The organism is Ruegeria sp. SAZD013 (assembly GCF_059612525.1).
This window is the reverse complement of sequence record NZ_JBXWQT010000033.1, coordinates 11,506-36,060: the sequence shown is the minus strand read 5'-3', so window position 1 is coordinate 36,060 and position 24,555 is coordinate 11,506. Positions and strand designations below refer to the sequence as shown.

23 protein-coding genes and 1 tRNA gene are annotated in these 24,555 nt (G+C 58.1%); 14 read left to right on the top strand and 10 right to left on the bottom strand.

The genetic code is table 11. The annotated features are described in order from the left end of the window. Positions 1-2: 2 nt before the first annotated feature. On the bottom strand, positions 3-410 hold the full coding sequence (locus AC2FLU_RS16920; RefSeq protein WP_480495565.1) for a hypothetical protein: 408 nt from the start codon (positions 408-410) through the stop codon (positions 3-5). A gap of 182 nt (positions 411-592) precedes the next feature. On the opposite strand from AC2FLU_RS16920, the gene AC2FLU_RS16915 reads away from it, so the two are divergent. After that, entirely contained in the window at positions 593-1,105 is a 513-nt protein-coding gene (locus AC2FLU_RS16915; RefSeq protein WP_480518620.1) for a toxin-activating lysine-acyltransferase, read from the top strand. Then, entirely contained in the window at positions 1,106-2,032 is a 927-nt protein-coding gene (locus AC2FLU_RS16910; RefSeq protein WP_480518618.1) for a Hint domain-containing protein, read from the top strand. It abuts the gene before it with no gap. A gap of 2 nt (positions 2,033-2,034) precedes the next feature. Here AC2FLU_RS16910 and modC read toward each other — a convergent pair whose 3' ends face one another. From modC to modA, 3 genes are read right to left on the bottom strand one after another with little or no spacing between them, the layout of a single operon-like run. Then, positions 2,035-3,135: a molybdenum ABC transporter ATP-binding protein gene (modC, locus tag AC2FLU_RS16905; RefSeq protein WP_480518616.1), complete on the bottom strand. Its 1,101-nt coding sequence runs from the start codon at positions 3,133-3,135 to the stop codon at positions 2,035-2,037. Next, positions 3,132-3,824: a molybdate ABC transporter permease subunit gene (modB, locus tag AC2FLU_RS16900; protein ID WP_480476900.1), complete on the bottom strand. Its 693-nt coding sequence runs from the start codon at positions 3,822-3,824 to the stop codon at positions 3,132-3,134. The genes modC and modB overlap by 4 nt, the downstream gene beginning before the upstream one ends. Positions 3,825-3,829: 5 nt before the next feature. Then, entirely contained in the window at positions 3,830-4,609 is a 780-nt protein-coding gene (modA, locus tag AC2FLU_RS16895) for a molybdate ABC transporter substrate-binding protein (protein WP_496715430.1), read from the bottom strand. 256 nt (positions 4,610-4,865) lie between these two features. Between modA and AC2FLU_RS16890 the strand changes: the two genes are divergently transcribed. The 4 genes from AC2FLU_RS16890 to AC2FLU_RS16875 all read left to right on the top strand — a co-directional run bounded on the left by AC2FLU_RS16890 (position 4,866) and on the right by AC2FLU_RS16875 (position 10,487). Beyond that, positions 4,866-4,941: transfer RNA gene (locus AC2FLU_RS16890), tRNA-Val, on the top strand. Between the two features lie 146 nt (positions 4,942-5,087). Beyond that, on the top strand, positions 5,088-8,684 hold the full coding sequence (locus tag AC2FLU_RS16885) for an ATP-binding protein (RefSeq protein WP_496812057.1): 3,597 nt from the start codon (positions 5,088-5,090) through the stop codon (positions 8,682-8,684). 26 nt (positions 8,685-8,710) lie between these two features. Further along, positions 8,711-8,968: a DUF4242 domain-containing protein gene (locus AC2FLU_RS16880; protein WP_209504668.1), complete on the top strand. Its 258-nt coding sequence runs from the start codon at positions 8,711-8,713 to the stop codon at positions 8,966-8,968. 103 nt (positions 8,969-9,071) lie between these two features. After that, positions 9,072-10,487 carry an FAD-binding oxidoreductase gene (locus tag AC2FLU_RS16875; protein WP_496812056.1) on the top strand — a complete coding sequence of 472 codons (1,416 nt, stop codon included), beginning with the start codon at positions 9,072-9,074 and terminating at the stop codon, positions 10,485-10,487. Positions 10,488-10,814: 327 nt separating this feature from the next. Here AC2FLU_RS16875 and AC2FLU_RS16870 read toward each other — a convergent pair whose 3' ends face one another. The 4 genes from AC2FLU_RS16870 to AC2FLU_RS16855 are packed head-to-tail and all read right to left on the bottom strand — an operon-like array spanning position 10,815 to position 13,972. Next, a complete protein-coding gene (locus AC2FLU_RS16870) occupies positions 10,815-11,612 on the bottom strand; it encodes an ABC transporter permease (RefSeq protein WP_480475312.1) in 798 nt (265 codons plus the stop codon). Next, a complete protein-coding gene (locus AC2FLU_RS16865) occupies positions 11,609-12,361 on the bottom strand; it encodes an ABC transporter permease (RefSeq protein WP_480475310.1) in 753 nt (250 codons plus the stop codon). Before AC2FLU_RS16865 ends, AC2FLU_RS16870 begins: the two co-directional genes overlap by 4 nt. A gap of 9 nt (positions 12,362-12,370) precedes the next feature. Further along, a complete protein-coding gene (locus AC2FLU_RS16860; RefSeq protein WP_496809171.1) occupies positions 12,371-13,135 on the bottom strand; it encodes a transporter substrate-binding domain-containing protein in 765 nt (254 codons plus the stop codon). Positions 13,136-13,174: 39 nt separating this feature from the next. Further along, positions 13,175-13,972: an ABC transporter ATP-binding protein gene (locus AC2FLU_RS16855; RefSeq protein WP_496715424.1), complete on the bottom strand. Its 798-nt coding sequence runs from the start codon at positions 13,970-13,972 to the stop codon at positions 13,175-13,177. Positions 13,973-14,049: 77 nt separating this feature from the next. Here AC2FLU_RS16855 and AC2FLU_RS16850 point away from each other — a divergent pair, with 77 nt between their 5' ends. The 5 genes from AC2FLU_RS16850 to AC2FLU_RS16830 all read left to right on the top strand — a co-directional run bounded on the left by AC2FLU_RS16850 (position 14,050) and on the right by AC2FLU_RS16830 (position 19,498). Beyond that, positions 14,050-14,706: a TetR/AcrR family transcriptional regulator gene (locus tag AC2FLU_RS16850; RefSeq protein WP_480475304.1), complete on the top strand. Its 657-nt coding sequence runs from the start codon at positions 14,050-14,052 to the stop codon at positions 14,704-14,706. Then, complete coding sequence (locus AC2FLU_RS16845; protein ID WP_480538902.1) at positions 14,703-15,887, top strand: pyridoxal phosphate-dependent aminotransferase; 1,185 nt, start codon at positions 14,703-14,705, stop codon at positions 15,885-15,887. The genes AC2FLU_RS16850 and AC2FLU_RS16845 overlap by 4 nt, the downstream gene beginning before the upstream one ends. Then, positions 15,884-17,488: a 5-guanidino-2-oxopentanoate decarboxylase gene (locus AC2FLU_RS16840; protein WP_496809172.1), complete on the top strand. Its 1,605-nt coding sequence runs from the start codon at positions 15,884-15,886 to the stop codon at positions 17,486-17,488. The genes AC2FLU_RS16845 and AC2FLU_RS16840 overlap by 4 nt, the downstream gene beginning before the upstream one ends. 3 nt (positions 17,489-17,491) lie before the next feature. Continuing rightward, positions 17,492-18,274, top strand: a complete 783-nt coding sequence (locus AC2FLU_RS16835) for a dimethylarginine dimethylaminohydrolase family protein (protein ID WP_480518602.1) — start codon at positions 17,492-17,494, stop codon at positions 18,272-18,274. A gap of 225 nt (positions 18,275-18,499) precedes the next feature. Continuing rightward, entirely contained in the window at positions 18,500-19,498 is a 999-nt protein-coding gene (locus tag AC2FLU_RS16830; protein WP_480518600.1) for a LacI family DNA-binding transcriptional regulator, read from the top strand. Here the strand turns inward: AC2FLU_RS16830 and AC2FLU_RS16825 are convergent, their stop codons facing one another. Both AC2FLU_RS16825 and AC2FLU_RS16820 read right to left on the bottom strand, forming a co-directional pair. Next, positions 19,499-20,632, bottom strand: coding sequence for a Gfo/Idh/MocA family protein (locus AC2FLU_RS16825; RefSeq protein ID WP_480518598.1), 1,134 nt, complete (start codon positions 20,630-20,632; stop codon positions 19,499-19,501). Between the two features lie 37 nt (positions 20,633-20,669). Continuing rightward, positions 20,670-21,773 (bottom strand): Gfo/Idh/MocA family protein, encoded by a 1,104-nt coding sequence (locus AC2FLU_RS16820; RefSeq protein WP_480518597.1) that lies wholly within the window; start codon positions 21,771-21,773, stop codon positions 20,670-20,672. Between the two features lie 111 nt (positions 21,774-21,884). Here AC2FLU_RS16820 and iolC point away from each other — a divergent pair, with 111 nt between their 5' ends. From iolC to AC2FLU_RS16805, 3 genes are read left to right on the top strand one after another with little or no spacing between them, the layout of a single operon-like run. Continuing rightward, on the top strand, positions 21,885-22,865 hold the full coding sequence (gene iolC / locus AC2FLU_RS16815) for a 5-dehydro-2-deoxygluconokinase (protein ID WP_496809174.1): 981 nt from the start codon (positions 21,885-21,887) through the stop codon (positions 22,863-22,865). Between the two features lie 9 nt (positions 22,866-22,874). Beyond that, positions 22,875-23,711: a 5-deoxy-glucuronate isomerase gene (locus AC2FLU_RS16810; protein ID WP_480475288.1), complete on the top strand. Its 837-nt coding sequence runs from the start codon at positions 22,875-22,877 to the stop codon at positions 23,709-23,711. Then, complete coding sequence (locus AC2FLU_RS16805) at positions 23,708-24,547, top strand: class II fructose-bisphosphate aldolase (protein ID WP_496715417.1); 840 nt, start codon at positions 23,708-23,710, stop codon at positions 24,545-24,547. The genes AC2FLU_RS16810 and AC2FLU_RS16805 overlap by 4 nt, the downstream gene beginning before the upstream one ends. Positions 24,548-24,555 lie beyond the last annotated feature (8 nt).

Below are 24,555 nucleotides of genomic sequence, written 5' to 3'. Positions count from 1 at the left end.
GATCAGAACGGGTCCGTGATGAAATTGTCGTAGCAGTAGTTCTGCGCCGACACCGCCGACATGTTTGCTCCGACTTTCTTGACCGTGATCGAATAGCCGGGTTTCGTATCGGCCCCCGGCGGCGGGGTCATGGAGAACTGCACTGTTCGCACGCCGGGTTCATACGCCCGCCAGATATAGATCCTCTGCGAGTTCGGAACGCCAAGTGTGCGAATGGCATAATCTCCGATCCCGCACCAATAATTGACAGGCGCGGATGATCCGACAGCCTTCACCTCGTAAACGCCGTTCGGCAAGGGCGTGATCTCGGTACGGAACTGCGGCCGGACTGACAGGCCGAACCCAACGGCCCCGGCCACCGCAGGCGCTAAAATAAATGTGGCAGCGATGAATGGCTTGAGAAAACGCATGATCCAGATATCCCAAAACAATGGCACCAATACCGATAGCATAACCACGACACCCTACGAGTAAAGTGGGGCACACCAGCTACGCGGACACAGTTATTTGGGGAATTCCCACTATTCATATCGCCGGAAACGAGTACACTACCCGAAAGCATTTATAACACATCAAACTATCGGCAATTCCGTTGACCAAGAGCTTTCCAAAAGACTGGTTCGATTTCCCGCCTGAGAAATATGCGGATCTGGGTGCGATGTTCTATCTCGCGGGGCTTACGAAAACGCACCAGAAACGTAACCTTGCGCAGGTTCTTTATGCGTTCGAAACCCCGTTTCGTCTGGGCCAATACCAGATCTTCAGACAGAATGGCTTTCCCCGCGGATTTGTCACTTTTGCCGGTCTCAGCCCCGAGGCCGAGTATCGCTATGCGGTGAAAGAAACCTTTCTGACGGACAAGGATTTTACCAGCGGGTCATCCTTTTGGATCATCGACCTTGTCGCGCCGTTTGGACAGACCAGTCAGATTGTTGATATCCTCAAGCAAGAGATCCCGCATCCGCGCGTGCGCACCAACCGAATGGACAGCGACATGACACGCAACCGGATTGTCGAATGGACGCGGGACGAAGCAGGCGAGGTTCATATGCGCCTGTACCGAAAAAAGGAATTTGAGCGGGTGTTGCAACAAGGCGAGGTCTAGTTGGTTTCAGTTCCGATCACTGGTGAATTGACCGGCGACGTGACCGGGTCCCCACCCAATGTGGCGATGGGGCAACCCACCCTGAACAACGGAAACTTCACGCCGCTGACCCAAACCTGGACGATTGCGACACCTCCTGCCAACGGCACCGCGACGATAGACCCAAATACCGGAGAGTGGACCTATACGGTCGATCCGACGTATTTCGACAGCCTCGACAATGGTGAAGTTGTCTTTGACTCCTTCTTCATCAGCGTCTCAGGGACAACGCAAACCGGTCCTGTCACACTTCCGTTTACCGGCTCTCCGGATCCGGTCGAAGTGGTCATAAGGATCGAAGGCGTCTGTTTCGCAGCTGGAACCCTGATCGAGGCTGAGGACGGTCCCCGTGCCATCGAGTCCCTGAACGTCGGGGACAAGGTGGCGACAGCCGATCACGGGTTGCAACCTGTTCGTTGGATCGAAAGCAGCACGATCCCGCCCGACCGATTGCGCACCGAACCTGCGATACGGCCCGTTCGCATCTCGGCAGGCAGTCTGGGGCCTAACACCCCCGCGCGAGACCTGCTGGTGTCTCAGCAGCACCGTATTCTGGTGAAGGGCCCCTGGGTTGAGCTGCTTTTCGGAACCGCCGAAGCGCTGGTTGCCGCCAAGCACCTGTGCCGATGGCATGGAATAGGGCTCGATACCTCGGTTGAAACGGTCGAGTATTTGCACATCCTGCTGGATCGGCACGAAATCCTTTCGGCGGATGGAGCACAAGCAGAAAGCCTGTTTCTGGGGGAAGAGGCGCTACATACACTTTCATCCGACGCGCTTCAGGAACTGGCCGCAATATTTCCCGACCGTCCCTGCTCTGGACATCAGGGGTTTGGACGCGCCGCACGCCTTATCCTGCTGGAACACGAAGCCCGCGCACTTGCCTGAGGTCAGGTGCCGGTACCGATGCGGCCACCGACATTCTGCGGGGCCAGCGCAACCGTCTTGATCACGGCATGGCATGTGCTGCCCGGCTGCAAGTTCAACGCCGCAACCGACCGGCGCGTGACCCGCGCCAGAACAGTCCCCGCCGGTGTCCTGACCGACACGATCGCACCGGGACCTTCGCCCGACCGAATCGAGTCGACCGTCCCGCTGAGCACGTTCAATGCCGACAGACCCTCGGGCTTTTGGACGGACAGGATCACCTCCTGCGCCGGAATGCGAATTCGCAGATGCGTGCCGACCTCCTGCCCGATACGTGGCAGAAACAGACGCGCGCCATTTGCGTTCAGCTCGGTCAACCCGTCGGTGTGGTGCTTCAGCACCTGCACCTCCAGCACGGCACCGATTGCGCGCACACCTGCCGGTGCCACAGTCGGGTCAGACAGAACCTCGGACGCGGGGCCGTGGCGGACGACCCTGCCATCCTGCAAAGCGACAACCGATGTGGCCAGACGGGCCACCTCGTCGGCCGAGTGGGTCACATACAGGATCGGGACAGACACCTCATCCCTGAGACGCTCGAAATAGGGCAGGATCTCCGCCTTGCGGGCCTCGTCCAGCGCCGCAAGCGGTTCATCTGCAAGGATTAGTCGCGGGCTGGCCAGCAACGCCCTGCCTATCGACACTCGCTGTTTTTCGCCCCCTGACAACCCGGCTGGACGGCGGTTCAGAAGGTGGCCGATCCCCAGCATCTCGATGACCTTTTCCGGGTCTTCCCGCCGCGCGCTTTTAGGGGCGAACCACCGGCCATAGGCAAGGTTCTGGCGCACGGTCAGATGCGGGAACAACCGCCCCTCCTGAAAAATATAGCCCAACCGCCTCCGGTGCGGCGGCAGCCAATGCCCCCTATCGGTGTCAAACAACACCCAGTCATCCACGGCCACCCTGCCCGCGCGCGGCCGCAGCAATCCGGCCACCGCGTTGACAATCGTGGTCTTGCCCGACCCGGAACGCCCGAACAGCACGGTCACACCGGATGGGGCGTCAAAACTGACCTCCAGATCGATCCCCGGCAGTTGATGGTGCAAACGAACAGACAAGCTCATGATCCGGCCACCCGCGCGGCGGCGCGCCGTCCCACATATTCCGACAGCAGCAACGCGCCCATGGCGATGACGATCGAGATCAGGACCAGCCTTGTTGCAGCAGCCTCGCCCCCCGGTACCTGCAAAAAGGCGTAAACAGCCGATGGCAATGTCTGCGTCTGTCCCGGAATATTCGACACGAATGTAATCGTGGCCCCAAACTCACCCATGGCCTTGGCAAAGGCCAGAATGGCCCCGGCGATGACACCGGGCAGGATCATCGGCAAGGTTACGGTCAGAAACACCATAGGCCGCGACGCCCCCAGCGTCGCCCCAGCCTGTTCCAGCTTCGGGTCAACCGCCTCGATCGACAGACGTATCGCCCGGACCATCAGCGGAAACGCCATGATACCTGCGGCCAGCGCGGCCCCAGTCCAGCGAAAGGCGACCACAATGCCGAACTCGGCCAAAAACCGCCCCAACGGCCCCTGAATGCCGAAAGTCAGCAACAGCAGATACCCCGTCACTACCGGCGGCAGGATCAAAGGCAAATGCACCAGACCATTCAGAACCTGCCGCCCGGGGAACCGCCAGCGGGCCAGAATGTAGGCAACAAAAATGCCGAACGGCAAAGTGGCCAGCGTCGCCCAGAACGACACGCGCAGCGACAGCTTCAGCGCTTCAGCTTCAGCGGGGCCCAACCACTCCAACTCGATCACCCGCCCGGCAGGGAAAATCCCTGCTCCTGAAAAATTGCCAAAGCCGCATCGCCGTGCAGATGATCCAGAAAAGCCCGCGCCGCACCTGTGGCATTACCTGTCATCGCCGCCGGATAGATGATCGGAGGGTGCAGGTCGGTGGGAAAACTGGCCACAACACTGACCCGCTGTTCCGCCTGCGCATCCGATCGATAAACGATCCCCAGAGGCGCGGCACCCGTTGCCACAAGGGCCAGCGCAGCGCGCACATTGTCGGTTTGTGCCACTCGGTCCTGCACCGCCTCCCACTGGTTCAGCCCCTGCAAAGCCGCCTTGCCGTAGATACCGGCGGGCACCGCATCGACCAGCGCCATGGCCAGAAAGCCTTCGCCCAGCTCGGCCCTGAGGTCATGAACCACCCGAATGTCACCCAGAACAGGACGCCCCGCAGCGCCGATCAGAACCAGACTGTTGCCCAGCAAATCCGACCGTGTCCCTGGCCGCAACAAACCCTGCTGTTCCAGATAATCCATCCAGTCGGCATTGGCAGAGAAGAAAATGTCCGCAGGCGCACCCTGCTGAATCTGACGCGCCAGCACTGAAGACGCTGCGTAGGACACGGTGACATCGTGACCCGTCCGCTCTGTGTATTCCGTCGCGATTTCGTCCAAAGCGGTCTTGAGGCTGGCTGCGGCAAAAACCAAAACCCCTTCTGCCCCGGCCCGGACCGGAGCCAGCACAAATGCGCCAAGGACCAGTGCCACCATCCAGATACGGCAGGCGAAGGGTAGGATCATGTGTGCTCCCGACCGGAAAGTTGCAGTCTCTTCGGGCATATCGGAGGCCATAGGGCGCTTGCAAGCGCCTTTGATCTTTTACACCCGCTGATCCAGATCAGGCGCTGGCAACCCACCCCGGCCAGCCTCGTCAACCTGTGGTCACCCCAGGCACGCGTTGATGGGGGCGGCATTTCCTATCCGCAACCCATCGCGGAATAAAAATCTCACAGACCCTCTTGCGCACGCCCGCTGGCTTGGCTACATGCAGCGTCACGGGTGATTAGCTCAGTTGGTAGAGCGCTTCGTTTACACCGAAGATGTCGGGAGTTCGAGTCTCTCATCACCCACCATCCTTTCCCCACAGTGTATCAAGGTCTTACGCGACTGGCATCTATTGCTATGCTGCGCATGAAACCGTGTCCGCTGCGCATTGATCGCCCGGCAGTTTAAATAGCGTTTTCTTGATTAGTGACGCGTATCTCAGCATGATCCGAATATGTCGGTTGAAATGGACACGTGGCTTAACGACCTCGGACTGGGTCAGTACGCAGATGTTTTTGCGGTAAACGACATTGATGCGCGGGTTCTGCCACTGCTGACAGGCGACGACCTGAAAGAGCTTGGGGTAAGTCTTGGTCACCGAAAGATCATCCTTGCGGCAGTTCAGGATTTGGCTGGCTCTAGTCACCTGTCTTCATCAGCGCCTGCCGCAGGAGAGCCCACCCGCGAGAATACTCGGCCATCCGCCGTTGATGTCGTGCAGGGCGAAGCTGCACCGACGAAAAAGCCCATCGCGCCCGCGGCTGAACGGCGTCATCTGACAGTCTTGTTTGCGGATCTGGTCGGCTCGACAGAGCTGACCAACCGTTTTGATCCCGAAGACATGCGGGATCTGCTACAGAACTATCAGGATACCGTCGCGGGGGCAGTGAGCAGGTATGGTGGCTATGTTGCGAAATACCTTGGCGACGGTCTTCTTGTGTTTTTCGGCTGGCCAACAGCCTACGAAGATCACGCCATTCGCGCAATAAAGGCGGGGCTTGAGTGCGTCCACCGGGTTGAAGAGCTCAACACTCCTGACGGTGAGCGTTTGTCGGTCAGACTGGGTATCGCGAGCGGCGATGTCGTGGTCGGCGACACGATCGGCGAAAACTCGTACGAGGAAGGTGCCATGACCGGGCCGGCGGTCAATCTGGCGGCGCGGATACAGGAACACGGCCTGCCGAACTCGGTGGTTTTGTCTGCGGAAGAAACCGAAGCCGCCTTGCACCGGATATTCGAGTTCGAGACCCTTGGATCAACTCAATTGAAGGGGTTCAAAGACCCTCGGACCTTGTTGAAGGTCGTATCGGAACGCAGCGCGGAAAGCCGGTTTCGCGCGTCGTACAAGGATGACGCCGACAGTACCATGATTGGCCGGGACTACGAAAAGGGTATCCTGTTGCAATCGTGGCAGCGCGCCCAAAGCGGTCATGGTGAGGTGGTTCTGCTGTCGGGTGAGGCGGGAATAGGAAAATCGCGCCTGACTGAGGGGTTTCTTGCGGATGTCACGGCAACCGGACAGGCCGATGTGATAAGGCTGAACTGCTCTCCCTATCTGACCAGCAGCCCCTTTCATCCGGTCACCCAGCGAATCTCGCAGGATGCAGGTGTTGAACCGGATTTTGATGACAATCAAATTCTGGAGCATGTCAGGAAGCTGCTGGAAGGCCGGGAAGGTCTGGACTGGGAACAGGTTCTGCCTGTCTTTGCAGCGCTGGTCGCGCCGCGCAGCGCACTGGCTCGTGAAGTTCTCGAGATGTCGCCGCAGGAGCAACGCGACATAACGATCCAAACCCTGATCCATACGGTGCAGGTCCGGGCAAGCGTGCGCCCGGTTATTCTGTGTGTTGAGGATGCACATTGGATCGATCCCTCGACGCAAGCCCTGCTAGAGCGGTTCAAGGCGATTTGCACCGATCTTCCCCTGATGATCCTGATGACCCACAGACCCGGGTGGGACCTGGCCCGCGATGACGGGGACACGCATGTTCAAACACTCCTGCTGCGCCGGTTCGGTTCTGCTGATGTCGCGGATCTGGTCCGCAATATCACTGGCAAGGACCCGGACGATGCCTTGATCGCGACGATCATCGAAAAGACGGACGGTGTGCCCCTGTTTGTCGAAGAATTGACCCAGGCGATCGTGAATGCTGATGAGCAGGGACAAGTCCGCATACCATCGTCGCTGAAGGGCGCCTTGATGGCGCGGCTTGATGCAGTTTCGCCCGAGGCCAAACAGGTCGCGTTGACGGGGTCAGTCATTGGGCGGGAATTTGAACCAGATTTGTTAAGGGCCGCGATGGGGCTGGAACGCGCAGATATCAATCTTCGCCTCGAAGAACTGTCGCGAACGGGACTGATCTTTGAAAGCGGAAACAACCGCGGGCATTTCGTGTTCCGCCATGCCCTTATCCGCGATACGGCATATCAATCCATGTTAAGCTCTACCCGCAGGCAGCAACATTCAGACGTTGCCCGCGCACTGATCGCGATGCGATCTGCTGAAATCGAACGCCGGCCCGAGCTGGTGGCCCGTCATCTGTCAGAAGCAGAAGAATGGCGCGCCGCATTTGACAAATGGGAAGCTGCGGCTGAAATGGCGTTGGCCCGGTCAGCCAGCCAGGAAGCGATGACTAATGCGCAGGAGACGCTCAAAGCGGCTAAGCAGCTGAACTCGGAAACCGGCCGGGAAATGGTCAGGGGCATGATCCTGGTTGGCCGCAGCCATGACAGCCAGGGTCAGTTGTCCGAGGCGATAGCGGTTCTGAAAAGTGCATCTAACGCTGCCCAGAAACTCCACGATGTGGAGCTAGCAGCCGATGCAGCCAATCATTTTGCTGACTCGTGCATGATGACGAGCAAGCGACATCACGAAGCGATTGACCTTTGTGAAAAGGCGCTAAAAGACCTGTCTGACAATGACGAAGTCAGGCGGTGCCGGTTGATGAGCCAACTTGCGCGGGCGTATATGTTTGTCGGCCAGTTTTCCGTAGGCACCCGCTTTGGTCAGCAATCCATGGAACTGGCGGCGAAGCTTGGGGATCATAAATCCCAGTTTTCGGTAATGATGATGCATTTTGGGGCGCCATTCGTTGCGCGCAACGGGCAAGAGGCACGACATTGGCGTGAAAACCTGGACGCCATGCATCAGGTAGCGGAACACCTTGGCAGTATTGATCAGGGCCGCGACCGGACGCTCAGCCTGTTTGTCGGCGCTGAAATGGCCGACCGCGACCTGTTGGACAACTCACTCGAATTGCTGACAGCGATTTCCGAAAAGGACAATCATCTGCAACTCTATTGGGTTCAAAAACACGCACGCGCCATGGTTGCAATCATGGACGGCGACTTTGTTCAGGCTGAAAAGCACGCCACCGAAGCGGTCAAGATCGGTCGAAAAACGCACGGCGAACATGTCGAGGGCGTTTTCGGCGTTCAGATGTTTACCATCCGCCGCGAGCAGAACCGCCTGCACGAGGTCGCGCCTGTGATTAAGAAACTGATGACCGACAGTCCCGAAGACATCTCGTGGAAGCCTGGTTTTGGCCTTATCGCAGCCGAACTGGGATACACGGAACCGGCTGAAAGAATACTGAATGAAATGGCGGAAAACGGCTTCGACCTACCGCCAGATGCCATGTATTCAACAACTCTGTCCTATCTTGCTGACATCTGCGTGGCTGTCGGGCATCCGGGTCATGCCCAGACGCTTTACAGTATGCTGCAACCTTACGAAGACCTAACGATCACCGCAGGGGCAACCACAGTTTGCACAGGTGCCGCAGCCAGACGCTTGGGGAGACTGGCAACGGTGCTGAAAGACTGGGAAATTGCCGGGAAGATGTTCCGGAAAGCCATCGAGATTGACATGCGGATGAATTGCCCACCTTGGATTGCGCATTCCAAGGCAGCGTATGCATCAGCACTCAGACAACAGGGCCGCCCCAGCGATTTGGAACTGGCGTTTCAACTGGAAGGGGAAGCGTTGGCAATATCACAGAAATTGAGTATGGTTTCCCTTAAGTCAAAGCTCGAAGGGGTAGCCAGTTAAGGTCCGGAAAATGCTTGGGGGGCATAATGCCACGATACATCATTGAACGAAATTTTGCGGAACAGCTGAATATCAGCGACAACGACAAAATTCACATCAAAGAAATCAATGACGAAGTCGGCATTGAATGGATCTTTTCCTTCCTCAGCGCAGATAAGCGCAAAACATACTGCCTTTACGAAGCCCCGGATGAAGAAAGCCTGCGAAAAGCGGCCGAGCGTCTAAACATTCCTGCCGATGTCATCACGCCGGTAGATCGGATCGATCCGGGAATATTTGCCTGACGACCAGCTTTCCCCCACAACCAAGTATCCCCTTCTCAGGGCAATAACAAATTCACGAGGCAGCCGTGCGCGAAACCTTTCCTGAAACAAGGGAGGCCTAAGCATGTTTGACCTGAAAGCACTCGACGGACGTATCGCGACTGTGGATCAAGGCGATTTGGACGCGCTAGATGCCTCACTGCGCGGCGGGGTCTACCTGCCGGGGACCCCGGAATATGAAGAAGCCAGGATTACCTGGAACAGCATGTTCGAGCGTTACCCCGCCTTCGTGATCCGTGCGTTGGGGGCAAGCGATGTCCAGAAGGCAATAAACTTCGTCCGACAAGCAGGCCTCATGATGACCGTTCGATCAGGTGGGCACCAGATTGCAGGGCACGCCGTCGCGGACAAGGCCGTCATGCTGGATCTGTCCCAGATGCGTTCGGTTCACGTGGACCCTGCCGGCAAAACTGTCCGGGTTGCACCGGGTGCGTTGCTTGGCGACGTTGATCGCGAAACACAGGCCCATGGTCTTGTTGTCCCCACAGGCATCAACTCGACAACCGGCATCGCAGGGCTGACCTTGGGTGGCGGTTTTGGCTGGACGACGCGGAAATTCGGCATGACGATCGACAACCTTCTGTCGGCAGAAGTCGTGACGGCGGATGGCGCGATCGTCACCGCCTCGTCCACGAGCCACCCGGAACTTTTCTGGGCCATTCGTGGTGGTGGCGGAAACTTCGGTGTCGTCACCTCATTCGAATTCCAGTTGCATGATCTTGGGCCGGATGTCCTGTCCGGCCTGATCGTGCACCCGATCGAAAAGGCACCAGAATTGCTTTCCGCGTTTGTGGCCATTGCGGACACCGCCCCCGATGAGCTCACCGTCTGGAGCGTGATGCGAAAAGCGCCGCCGCTCCCGTTCCTGCCGGAAGAGTGGCACGGGCGCGAGGTGCTGATTTTCGCGGCGTGCTATAGCGGCCCGATGGATGAGGGTGAAAAAGCGATGTCGGCCTTGCGCGCGCTGGGTGAACCGATTGTGGATGTCATTTCACCGCACAGGTTCGTGGACTGGCAGGCGGCTTTTGATCCCCTGTTGTCGCCGGGCGTCCGCAACTATTGGAAAAGTCATGACTTCAATACGTTGCCCCCGGCCGCCATCACGGACCTGCTGGACGCGATTTCCACCCTTCCTGACCCAGCATGTGAGATTTTCATTGCTCATGTCGGTGGCGCGATGGCCCGCGTTGAACCCGCTTCTACCGCCTACCCGCAAAGATCTGCGCATTTCATCATGAATGTCCACACACGATGGGAGGACCCTGACAAGGATGACACCTGCATCGGGTGGGCACGCCAGCTGTACGAACAGATGAAACCATACTCAACAGGCAGTGCCTATGTGAACTTCATGCCTGAAGACCAGGCAGACCACGTGACCGGCGCTTATGGTGTGAACGGCGAAAAACTTTCCAAGATCAAAGGACAGTACGATCCCACCAATTTGTTCAGGATGAACCACAATATTCTACCAACGTAAGACAACCAGAGTGGCAATTCCCGAACTGCATTGATGTTGGGACCGCTGTCTTAGCACCACTCAATTTTCTCGCTGTTCGGCTATCGCGCCAAGCGGTTCCTCTCACCTATGGCCGCGCTGGCACTCATGCCCTCTTGTCGTGCAGCTACCCTAGATGCTGTATCATTAGAGCGTTGAATTTACGGATCGCGAACGAAACCAACTTCCCTGATCCCGTTTCAAACACCTGTTTTACGCTTAAGCCTGCAATCTCGGTCGCTAGGAGCAATTCATCGAATAACCGCTTCGCTAATCGCAGAGCAAGTTTCCTTCGGCTTCTTGCTAGAACTATCCGATGGGCCCATTGCGGCGTCCGGTTCCCAAAACCTTCACCTCCAGCCAGTGGAACACCAAGGCAATTACGCCCGCTACGAGAATGTAGAATACGGCCAACAGGATAAGCGGTTCGTAGACGATAAACGTATCGGCGCGCACACGGGACGACACGGCATAGATATCAACCACGGTTATTGTGGCGACCAGCGGTGTTGCCTTTAATTGCAGGATGGTTTCACCGCCCAAAGTCGGCAGAACATTGCGGATTGCCTGTGGTAACCAGATACGGCGAAACATCGTCAGCCTTGGCATACCAAACGCCTTGGCCGCCTCCAGCTGTCCTTTGGCAACGCCCTTGAAGGCTCCGCGCATGACCTCACCTTCGTAACCCGCATAAGAAAGTGTCAACGCCAGCACCGCATAGGGCCAAGCCTGACGCAGGTACGGCCAAAGATCAGACGATCGTATCCATGGAAACTGCGGAAACAGAGAGCCGAGGCCATAATACAGCAGCCAAAGCTGCAAAAGCAGCGGCGTGCCGCGAATGATTGTGCAAAACGCCTTTGCAGGTGCCGCAAGGTACCATGGCCCAACGGCCTGCGCTAACCCAAGGGGTACAGCCAGTAAAAAACCAAGAACGATCGTGACAACCAGCAGCCAGAGCGTGGTCCAGATTCCCTGCAATGCAAGCGGCGCATAATTGGGTATCCAGTCCCACCGCAATGTCATCGCGCACCAAACCACGATCCCGGCAAAGATCAGCATCATCACGATACGATGAGGTTGCATCAGAGATCTGAGGTCGATCATCTGCTGCCTCCGTTCAGAGCGGGTTGGCCGCGACGGGCCCATTTCTCAATCCGCGCAAAGATCCCACCCGAAAACAGCGTAACCATCAGATAAAGGAAGCCCGCCGCCAAGAAAAAGGTGAAGTAGGCCCGCGTGCTGCTGGCCGCCTGGCGCGTTTCCAACGTCAGCTCGTTAAAACCGACTACAGCCAGCAATGCTGTGTCTTTGGTTGCAATCAGCCACAGGTTGGCCAGACCAGGTACGGCGAAGCTCATCATGGCAGGGATCGTGACGCGCCGCATGGTCATGAAGGCCGGCATTCCGTAGGATTTCGCCGCTTCGATCTGACCGGGCGGAACCGCCTGAATGGCGCCGCGCAGAATCTCGGTCGCATACGCGCCCTGAACGACGCCCAGCACCCAAATGCCTGCGGCAACGCCGTTGATCTCAACCCGGCCACCACCCATGGCAGCAGATATTTTGTTGATAATATCGGATCCCACGTAATACAGGATTAGGATCAGGACCAGTTCCGGCACGGCCCGGATCACGGTCGTGTAAATGGCAAGAAGGTCGCGCGTGACCTTCCCGCCGTAAAGTTTGCCATACGCTCCGAACAATCCGATCACGAGGCCCAGTGCATATGCGCCAAAAGCGATCTGCAATGAGTGGGACAATCCGCGTAGCAGATTGGCCCCCCACCCCGGTGGCGAGAGCGACAAAAGCTCTGCGCTCTGCGCCAAACCAAGTGATTCCAGAAATCCGGTCACGGCAACGGCTTAGTAGATGCTGGTCGAGAAATAGTTCGACGTGATCTTCTCGTGCGTTCCATCGGCAAGAATTGCCGCGATGCCCTTGTTCAACGCCGCAAGCAGGTCATCCTGCCCTTTACGAACGCCCGCACCGACACCACGCCCCAAAATGGCGGGATCGTCCTTCACGGCACCTTTGATTTCGCAGCAAGCACCGGCATCCGAATTCACAAAATCGGCCATCGCAATGCTGTCAGCTTGTGTGGCGTCGATCCGACCGGCAAACAAGTCCTGATTGGCCTCATCCTGAGTTTGATAGACGCGCAGTTCGGAATCCATGAAGTATTCCTGCGCATAGGCTTGGTGGATCGTCGAAGCCTGAATGCCAATGACTTTACCCGCCAGCGATTCCGGGGTTGCTTCGATATCCATCGATTTATCGGCAACGATAACCGCAGGTGTGTTATAGTAAGGATCGCTGAAATCAATGGTTTTCAACCGTTCCTCGGTGATCGACATCGAGGCCATGATGGCGTCGATCTGCTGTCCGGTCAGCGAGGGGATAATACCGTCCCAGGCCACCGGCGTGATAACACAGTCAAGTTCCGCGGCGGCGCAAACTGCATTGATGACATCGATCTCCCAACCAACCCAGTTGCCTGAGCTGTCCAGCGACGCGAAGGGCGGATAAGGCTCGGCCGCGATGCCGATCTTGACCTCTTCTGCACTGGCAACACCAGCCGAAAGGACAGCGGCGGCAAGACCGGACGCGAGCAGTTTTTTGACGTTCATTTTGTTACTCCCTTTGGTTCATTATGTTGTTTTTCTGGATCAGGCGACCGAGCTGAGGAACTGCTTCAATCGCTCTGATTTTGGATTTCCGAAGACTTCGGAAGGTGGGCCTTGCTCTTCAATGCGGCCCTCGAAAAGATAGACGACGTGGTTCGCGACTTCGCGCGCAAATTTCATTTCGTGGGTCACAAGCAGCATTGTGCGCCCTTCCGCTGCAAGATCCCGGATTACGGTCAGAACTTCGCCTACAAGCTCTGGATCAAGCGCCGAAGTTGGCTCATCGAAAAGCATTACGGAAGGATCCACCGCAAGCGCGCGTGCGATGGCAGCGCGCTGTTGCTGACCGCCTGACAGATAGGCCGGATACGTGTCGGCCTTGTCCCCCAGCCCTACCCTTTTCAGCAGGTCATGCGCCCGAGCGATAGCTTCGGCCTTTGGTACCTTAAGGACATATACCGGCACCTCGATCACGTTTTCCAGAAGCGTACGGTGTGTCCACAGATTGAACTGCTGGAAAACCATCGCCAGCCGTGTACGGATACGTTCGATCTGGCGGCGGTTCGAGGGGCTGCCGTCGGCATGCATTTCAACCAGCTCACCGCCGATCGTGATCTTTCCCGAGCTTGGTGTTTCCAGAAAGTTGATACAGCGCAGCATCGTGGATTTGCCCGAGCCTGAGCCCCCGATGATGGCAACGACATCGCCCTTGTTCGCTGTCAGCGAGACACCTTTCAAAACCTCCAGCGTGCCGAAAGACTTGTGCAGGTCCTCAACCCTTATCGCCTCTTCAGACGTGGTTGCTTCGCGTGCGGGTGTTGCTGCTTTGGCTGTGTCCATATCCAAGAATCTTCTGATTTCAGCTTGCAGTAAGCCTCGAATCTCGCAATTATGCAAGTGTATAATAATTCCGTACCATGGATGGCCCGGACGTGCAGGACGACAGCCGTAAATTTACACGTGAATCTGCCGAGTTTCGGCGCGAGGCGCTTATCCTGGCGACTTTGGACCTGATTGCCGAGATGGGCGTTCGGGGTGCCACTGTGCGTCAGATCGCGGCCCGCGCGAACGTGACCCAAGGGCTGATCCGGCACTATTTCTCATCCAAGGAGGAACTGGTTCAGGCTGCGTACGAACATCACATGAATACGCTGACCGATCAGACAGCTGCGTCGTCAGGGAAAGGCAGCGCAGTATCTCAGTTGACCAACTTCGTTGATGCGTCGCTGCGACCGCCAATCGTTGATCCAAGCGCTGTGGCCTTGTGGGCCGGCTTCCTGAACAAGGTGCAGCGTGATCCGAAAATGCAACGCATCCACCAGCAAACCTATAACTATTTCCGGGATCAGCTTGAAAAGCTGATCGTCGCCGCATTGCAAGAAACCGGACGTCCAGTCACCACGCCGCAAGCCGTGCAACTGGCCATTGCCTGCAACGCGGTTATCGATGGTCTTTGGCTGGAAGGCGGTGCGCTTCCAGATGAATTTTCCGAAGGTCAATTGGCGCAGATCGGATTGGATTCCGTCAGTGCTATCGTCGGTATCCCATTGATCAAAGAGGTGGAACAACCATGAAGACCACATCTGTGACAGAACGGTTAGCGGGCTTGGGTGGCGCCAAATGGGGCGTACATCTGAAAGCGCGCGACCTTATTAAGGCCGGAGCGGACATCGTCGAAATGACGATAGGTGAACCGGACGTGCCGGTGCCGGACGCGCTGGTCGAAGCCACCGTAACCTCACTACGGGCCCAGCGAACGGGCTACTCCAATGGCCGTGGCGAAGCTGGCTTGCTTGACGCGCTTTCCGCCCGTTACTCGGCTTCCCGCGGACGCGTTTTCGGGCCCGAGAATTTTCTGTGCTTTCCCGGAACGCAGACCGCATTGTTCGCTGCCATGGCCGGCGTTGCCGAGGCCGGTGACGAAGTTCTGGTCGGTGATCCGATGTATGCAACCTACGAAGGGGTCGTGCGTGCTTCTGGGGCGGAAATGGTGCCCGTACCGCTGCGCCCGGAACACGGGTTTCGCATGCAGGCCAAAGATATCGCCGTACGCGTAACACCGCGCAGCCGCGCCATTCTTCTGACCACGCCACACAACCCAACGGGCGCGATCCTGACCGCCGAGGAGCTAGCCGAGATCGGACAGCTCGCGATTGCGCATGATTTGTGGATTATCTCGGACGAGGTCTATGAAGAACTGATCTTTGACGGGGCCAGATTTGTGTCGCCACTGGCAGACCCGGAACTGGCGGATCGTGTCATAGGCGTATCATCCATCTCGAAATCACATGCCGCGCCGGGGTTCCGCAGTGGCTGGTGTGTCGGGCCAGCCGCGTTTTGCGAAGCGCTACTGCCCTATTCCGAGACCATGCTTTTCGGCAATCAGCCCTTTATCGCCGATATGACTGAAAAGGCGATCCGCGACGGGTCCGAGGTTGCCTCCGGCATGGCCGCCCGTTTTTCAGCGCGCGCCACGCTTTTGGCTGATCGCCTCGAAGCAGAAACGGATCTGACCGTTCACCGGCCTCAGGCGGGAATGTTCGCCATGATCAACGTCTCCGCCACCGGGCTGGACGGCGAAGCCTATGCCTGGGACTTGTTGCAGACCGGGGTGGCTGTCATGCCGGGATCCGCCTTTGGGGACAGCTTGAAAGACTGGGTGCGAGTGGCCCTGACGATCAGTGACACCGACTTTGCCACTGCGGTGTCCCGCCTCATCGATCACGCCAACAGAAAATCACGCGAGGTTGCATGAGTGAAATGACCGTGGGCGAAGCATTGGTTGCCAGGCTTCGCCAAAAGGATGTGACCTGCGTGTTCGGAATTCCGGGCGTTCATACGGTCGAGCTTTACCGCGGGCTTGCAGGCTCGGGCATTCGTCACGTTACACCCAGACACGAACAGGGTGCAGGGTTTATGGCCGACGGCTATGCGCGCGTGTCAGGCAAACCGGGTGTGGCCTTTGTGATCACCGGGCCTGGATTGACCAATACATTGACGCCGATGGCGCAGGCCCGCGCGGATTCAATACCGATGCTGGTGGTGTCCGGTGTCAACAAAACCGCATCTCTTGGCAGGGGTTTAGGGCATCTGCATGAATTGCCAGACCAGTTGGGACTGGCCAGGACCGTTGCGTTGCTGTCCGAACAAGTTTCCGCCACCAACGCTCTGGACCCGGTCTTGGACCGCGTGTTCCACACCCTCGCCAACGGTCGATCCGGACCGGTGCATATCGAAGTTCCGTTGGATATCGCAGCTTCAGATTATCAGGAAACACCGGTCGAACCGCCTGTCTCGGTCTCACCGATTGACCCGGCTTTGATCACCCAAGCCGCAAAGCAACTGGCCAAAGCGAAGAACGTTGTCATTCTGGCGGGCGGCGGCGCAAAGCATGCAGAGGCTGGATTGCAGGCACTGGCCGAAGCTCTGGATGCCCCCGTGGTGCAAACCGTCAACGCGCGCGGCCTGATGCACAGGCATCCACTGACCGTTCCGGCCAGCCCCAGCCTGAACGCGGTACGCGGCTTGATAGAAAGCGCCAATTGCATCCTTGCGCTGGGAACTGAGTTGGGGCCAACCGACTATGATATGTATGCCACCGGCCAAATTGCTGAAATGTCAGGGTTGATACGGGTTGATCGATGCAGCGAGCAACTGACGCGACATGAGGCAGCGCTCATCATTCAAGGTGACGTCAACTTGGCTGTATCAGCGCTGGTTGACGCTTTACCGCACAAGCCAAAGCAAAGCGACGGTACGGAACGTGCAGGCAAAACACGTGACGCCGCCTGGGCGGAGATTGGTCCGGACTATCGCAAACAGGTAGAAATCCTCAACGCAATGCGCTCTGCGCTCCCGAACGCGCTAATGGTCGGAGATTCCACCCAACCGATCTATGCCGGCAATCTTTTCTACGACCACGACCGGGCCGGAGGCTGGTTTAACGCGGCAACTGGGTACGGCGCACTGGGCTATGGAATCCCCGCAGCCATCGGCGCTTCGGTCGCCGATCCCACAGCACGTGTGATATGCATCGCGGGCGATGGAGGCGCGCAGTTTTCTCTGCCTGAGATTATGGCAGCAGTCGACGAAGACCTGCCGGTCACCTTCGTGATCTGGAACAATCATGGATACCAGGAAATTGCCACGTCAATGCAGGATGCGGGCGTAACAGTCATAGGATGTGATCCCTCGCCTCCCGATTTTTCAGCAACGGCCAAGTCATACGGCATTCCATTCGCTTCGGTTCCAGCTGAACCGCAGGCTGTCGCGCAGGCATTGCGCCAAACTGCCGCCCAGAACGGGCCGGTAATGATCGAAGTCACCACTCCGAAATTCGCAGCTCAGAAAGATTGAAACATGTCAGACCCAACCTTTGAGTTTTCCCGCGCCATCACCCGCCGTCCGGCTCCGACTATTGCAGGCGGGTTGCGTGCAGAAGATATCGGAAACCCGGATTTCGACGGGATGACAGCGGCGCATAAGGCATATGTGGCAGCACTGAGAAGCACCGGGGCCGAGGTAATCGAACTGGATCCCCTGAACGCGTTTCCCGACGCACAATTTGTCGAGGATACAGCCCTTTGCCTGCCGCAAGGTGCGATACTGATGCGACCTGGCGCACCTTCGCGGATGGGTGAAGTGGCTGAAATGGCACCGACCCTTCACGGCTGCTACGATACGGTTCTGGAAATCCAGGGCCCCGGCCATATCGAGGGTGGAGATATCCTTGTTACCGGTCGCGAAATTCTGGTGGGCCGGTCAGACCGTACCGACGCGGAAGGTGTCGCCGAGCTGGCGAAAATCACCTCGGAGTGGGGGCACAAACTGCGCGAGGTGTTCACGCCCGAGGGCGTCTTACACTTCAAGACAGATTGTTCACTGATGGACGCCGAAACAATACTGTCGACCCGACGGCTGGATGCCTCGGGCTGTTTCGAGGGCTACCGGGTGCTGCATGTTGCGGACGGAGAGGAAGCTGCCGCCAATGCGATCCGCTTCAACAATCTGGTGCTGATGGCCGCTGGCTTCCCACGCACAGCTGAGATGTTAGATCGTGAAGGGTATGAGGTCGTTGAAATCGACAACATCGACTGCGCAAAGCTGGATGGAGGAATGTCCTGCCTTTCGCTAAGATTTTAGGAGTGTAACCGGTAGCGTTCGATCCTTGGTGTTTCTTGCGAAAACTGTCGCCCGTACCGGTCTTTCCTTTCCCGCCATTCGCTCATAAACATAGGTGGCTGTCGATGATCTCGTCCGCCAAGTGCGACCTGCAACCGGTTGCAAGACTTTTGCGATGGTGCATAATGAAGCTCTGATGCAAAACACCTTGATATCTCTGACCATCAACGACCGGAGCCGCACTGCGTGAGCGTGACCCTGAAAGACGTCGCCGCCTTGGCTGGCGTATCGCGATCTGCGGTGTCGCGCACCTTCACCGAAGGCGCCTCGGTCTCTGCAAAAACACGCAGTAAAGTTGAAAAGGCCGCGCGAGAGCTTGGCTACAGCCCCAATGCCCTCGCCTCGTCCCTGACAACCGGGCGCACCAAACTGATCGGGTTGATTTCGAACAACTTTCACAACCCTATTTTTCTTGAGGTGTTCGATCAGTTCACCCGCGCCTTGCAGGAACGCGGGCTACGCCCTTTGATTGTGAACCTGACGGACGAGACCGAGCCCGCAAACTCGGTCCGCATGCTGCGCCAGTATTCGGTTGACGCGGCCATCGTTGCGTCTTCGACGCTGCCGCCCAGCTTTGCCAAGGCGTTCCACGATGCGGGCGTACCGGTGGTGCATACATTTGGCCGCTCGGCCACCTCGCCCGAAGTGCATGTGGTGGGAATCGACAACGTCGAATGCGGGCGCATGGCCGCGCGCGAGCTTTTGGCGCGCGGATACAAGCGTCTCGGCTATCTGGGCGGGCCCGAAGATGCAACCTCGGCACTTGACCGGTATCGCGGGTTCATGGAAGAACTGGCAGACCACCCCGATATCGAAGTAAGCCATTGTTTCGCAGGGGCTTATTCCTTCGAGGCCGGCCGCGCCGAAATGTTGCGCCTGTTGGCCAACACCCCGTCCGAGGCGTATTTCTGCGGCGATGACATCCTGTCTGTTGGCGCATTGTCCGCACTGGCCGATCACGGGCTGAAACCGGGTCAGGACATTGGAATCATCGGTCTGAACGACATGGAGATGTCGCGCTGGGAAAGCGTTAACCTGACAACGATCCACCAGCCGATCAAACAGATCATCACTTCATCCGTCGATCTGGTCGTTGAGATGCTGAAAGAGCCTCAGCGCTATCCCGAGGCCCGCATTTTCCCCTGCCGCGTGATCGAACGGGGCACATTGCGGCCCCGCCCCTGATCAGCGAAACATCGGCGGGCGCGCGTCCTGCCATGCGCCATCGGCCTTGCCCGACGCAACAGCCGCGTGGACGGCCGCAATGGACCGCAGCCCATCTGCCGCACCGGGCAGACCGTCGCGTCTTTCACCACGGATCGCATCCGCCAGATCGCAATAGATGTTGGCGACCGCCAGCGGAAAACCCTCGGGGTGCGCAATGGCGACACGCGACAGGCGTTGCACCTCATCGTGCAGACCGCCCTCACCCTTTTCGATGATCTGAGTACGCCCGCCGACCGGAGTATAGATCAACTGATTGGGCTGCTCGGACGCCCACCGCAGCCCACCGGTTTCGCCAAAGACCTGAATGTCAAAGCCATGCTGCCGCCCGATCGCCACTGATGACGTCCAAAGGCGTCCAACCGTGCCGCCCTCCATCCGGAAGTTGATCATTGCATCATCTTCCAGCTCACGGCTGACGATGGTCGAGGCCATGTCGGCAGACAGGGTTTTCACCTGATCGTCACAGATGAAACTGGCCATGTGCAACGCATGGATGCCGCAATCGGCAAACTGCCCTGAAACCCCGGCCATCGCAGGGTCATAGCGCCAGCGCACGCGCGGGTTATCCGCATCTGTGGCATCGCCATGATGGCCGTGGCTGAAATTGGTCACCACCAGACGCACCTTGCCGATATCGCCTGCGCGCACCATCGCACGGGCCTGACGCACCATCGGATAGGCGGAATAACAGTAGTTCACTGCACAGATCCTGCCCGAGGCTTCGGCCACGCGCACAATCTCTTCGCCCTCTTTCACCGTCATGGTCATCGGCTTTTCGCACAACACGTTAAAGCCTGCCTCAAGATAGGCCTTGGTAATCTCAAAATGGGTCGAATTGGGCGTCGCGATGGTTACCAGATCAATCCGATCCTCGCGGTCTTTTTCGCCCGCCAGCATCTCTTGCCAATCGCCATAGGCACGATCGGCAGCAACACCCAATCGCTGCGCGTATTCGCGGCCCACCTCGGGCCGGTGATCCAGCGCGCCAGCCGCAAATTCGAACAACCCGTCAGCCTGTGCCCCCAAGCGGTGCGCGGGGCCAATCTGGCTGCCTTCACCACCCCCGATCATGCCCCATCTCAACTTAGCCATGGTCATTGTCTCTCATTGGAATTGTCTCGTAGAGCGATCAGAAATCGCTGATGTCCTGCCACTGCCGCTGATCGGACGAGGCCAGCGCAGCGGCCAGCACGCGGTTGACCTCATGCCCGTCGCGGAACGTGGGCCAGATCGCCTCGCCGGTATGGATGGCCTGTAAAAAGTCCTTGGCCTCGATGATGATCTGATCCTGATAGCCGGTTCCGTGACCCGGACCCTGACAGAAGGGCTCATAATCCGGGTGCGCGGGGCCGGTCAGGATCTTGGTGAACCCGCGCGCGGCTTCGGGCCCTTCGCGCTTGTACAGCCACAGCGCATTCTGGTCCTCCTGATCGAACCGGATTGCGCCTTTTGTGCCTGATATTTCATAGGCATAGCCCATTTTCCGCCCCGTCGCGACGCGGCTGAAATACAGGCTTCCCATGACCCCGTTTTCGAACCGGCACATCATCTGGGCATGGTCGTCATTTGTTACCGCACCACCGGGGCGGGTTTTGTGAACGGTCTCAACATCGGCCATCACCTGCGCAATGGGCCCGACCAAGGCCAATGCGCCATTGACCATATGCGGGGCAAGATCGCCGATTGTGCCGTTGGCCATACCGGTCGTGCGCCAGGTGGCCGGGGCCTGCGGATCTGCATAGAAATCCTCGGTATGTTCGCCCCGGAACCACGTGATGTCACCAATCGCGCCATCGGTAATCAACTGGCGGGCATATTGGCTGGCGGGTGTGCGGATATAGTTGAACCCCACCATGTTCACCGCCCCCGAAGCCTCGGCCGCAGCAACCATCGCCCGACTGTCTTCAAGCGATGCGCCCAATGGTTTCTCGCACAAGACCGGTTTGCCCAAGGCAAAAGCCGCTTCTGCGATCTGACGATGTGTTGACTGAGGCGAGGCGATCACGATTGCCTCGGCCTTGGGGTCTTCAACCAACATGCGCCAGTCATCGGTTGCCCGCTGAAATCCATAGGCCGCCCGGTAGCGTTCGGCACTGTCCGGGCTCGACGCGCAGATGACCTCAAGCCGGGGGCGCAACGCCGTGTTGAAAACCGCTCCGACGGCCGACATCGCGACGGAATGGGCCTTGCCCATATAACCGCCACCCACGATTCCCACTCCGATTTCAGGCATCTGCCATGGCCTCGCACATTGTGTTTGCAACCGGTTGCAAAATCAGTATCGTGTGAATCGATTCAACGCAAGGTCCAAACTTTGCCCACCCACTTTGCCGGAGGACATGACGTGAGCGCTTTGATAGACGGTATCAAAGGAAATCGCTTTGCCGTTCTGGGGCGTGCGGGTATGGACCTTTACGCAGACCCGGTCGGTGTCAAAAGCGAAGAGGCCGATACGTTCCATGCCGATCTTGGCGGCTCGTCCGCGAATATCTGTGCCGGTCTGGTCAAGCTGGGCAGCCAGGCATCCTTGATCACCTCCATCTCGGACGATGCAATTGGTCGGTTCTGCCTCAACCGGTTGCAACATTACGGGGTAGATACCTCTTATATCCGCGTGTTGGGGGGCGAGTATCGCACCTCTCTGGCCCTGTATGAAAGCCGGACCGAGAACTTTCAGAATGTCATCTACCGCAACGGAGCGGTCGATTTTCAGGTTACTGACGCGGATGTGGACAGGGTTGATTACTCATCCTTCTCGGCCTTGATTTCGGCTGGCACCGTCTTTGCATCCGAACCCTCGCGCAGCGCCACGTTCCGAGGGTTTGAAAATGCGCGCAAAGCTGGTCTTCCGATCATTTTCGATGTTGATTACCGCCCCTACAGCTGGCCTTCGCCGGAAATTGCCGCTGACGTTCTGTCCCGTGCGGGCGAAGCCAGTGACCTGATTGTCGGCAATGATGAAGAGTTCGGCTTCATGGCCGGAGGTCTGGAAAAGGGCTTTGCCAAGGCACAGGACCTCGCCAAAAAACCGGGCCGGGTCGTCATTTACAAGATGGGCGAAAAAGGCGCCGTGACGCTGGCGGATGGGCAGGAAATCAAAACCGGGATCTACCCAGTGGACGCTATCAAGCCCGTCGGGGCCGGTGACAGTTTCATGGCAGGGCTTCTGGCTTCGATCGCGGCGGGGCACGCGCTGAAAGACTCGGTGATGCGCGGTTCTGCCTGCGCATCCATTGTCGTATCCAAACCCGGCTGCGCCCCCGCTATGCCCACGACCCCCGAACTGAACGCGTTCCTCGCCTCTCACTCCGGTCCGAACACATAGGAGTATCCCATGCATATCGCGCCCTATGACAATCAGAACAAGCCCATCGTTGACGCCGGCGATCCGACCGTTCCGCTGAACTATTTCAACATCGTCAAACTGAAAAAAGGCGAGGCGTTCGAATACCGGGTGCCGGGCTACGAGACCTGCATCGTCCCTGCAACCGGCAGCGTCGATGTGGATGTCGAAGGCGTTTCCTTCCCCAGGCTGGGCAACCGGGGCGAAGATGTCTGGGATGGCGAGCCCGAGGGCGTCTATGTTCCCGTCGGCGCAAAGGTGCAGATGGTCTGCCTTTCTGACGCGACCGAGGTGTTCATTGCCGGTGCGAAATATGACAAGGTGCTGGACCCGTTCGATGTGCGCGAACACGACCTTGTGCAATATGGCAGCGACGACACCAAAACCCACCGCAAGATCAAACACATCCTTGGCCAAAAGCAACACGACAAGGTCGGTCGCCTGCTGGTCAGCGAGCTGTTCACCGTCGGTCAGGGCGGCTGGTCGGGCTTTCCCAGCCACAAGCACGACACCAACCGCCTGCCGGATGAGACCCGCCACGACGAGACCTACAATTTCCGGTTCAAACCCAACTGGGGCTCGGGTCTACAGATGCTTCAGCGCGAAGATAACCAGCCGGGCGACGCCTATCACATCGTGGATGGATCGACCGTTTGCATCGACAAGGGCTATCACCCCTGCTGCGTTTTGCCGGGGTACGAGATGTATTATTTCACCATCCTCGGCGGCCTGACCCAGCGTTCTCTGGTGCAGTATTTCCAGCCCACACATGCCTATCAGATCGAAACCATTCCCGGCATCAAAGACATGATTGCGAAATTCAAATGACCCTCGTCACGCTGAAAGACGTCCTGCAACCCGCTTATGAACAGGGCTATGCCGTAGGCGGGCTGGTCACACTCGGCTGGGAAGATATGCGCGCCTATGTGGCCGCGGCCGAGGCCGAGAATGCGCCCGTGATCCTGCAAGCCGGACCCAGCTGCCGCGACCACACTCCGCTACCCGTACTGGGCAAGATGTTCCGGTATCTGGCGGAAAACGCCTCGGTGCCCGTCGTTGCGCATCTGGATCACGGCTATACGTTCGAAGACTGCAAGATCGCGCTCGACAGCGGTTTTACGTCCCTGATGTTCGACGGGTCGCGCAAACCCCTGCAGCAAAACATCGATGAAACCGCCGCAATTGCCGAGATGGCCCATGCGGCAGGGATTTCCTGCGAAGGCGAGATTGGTTTTGTCGGGTACTCGGGCGGTGAAGGATCAAACGGCACCGACCCGGCAGAAGCGGCCCAGTTCGCACGTGAAAGCGGTGTGGATGGGATGGCGATATCGGTTGGCAACGTCCACCTGCAACAAAACAAGGAAGGCGGTCTGGACGAAGCGCGCATTGCCGAGATCGACGCCTTGACCACCGTGCCTCTGGTCATTCATGGCGGATCGGGTGTGCCGGTAGATCAGCGTATGAAGTTGGCCCGCGAAACCTCAATCTGCAAGTTCAACATCGGAACCGAGCTGCGCATGGCCTTCGGCAATGCCCTGCGAGACGCTGTCAATCGCGATCCCGAACGATTTGACCGCGTGACCATCCTGAAAGAAACCCACGATCCGGTCGAAGCCGCCGCGCGGATGGTCATCCGTACCTTTGGCGCGCCGCCGCAACGTTGACGCGCGCT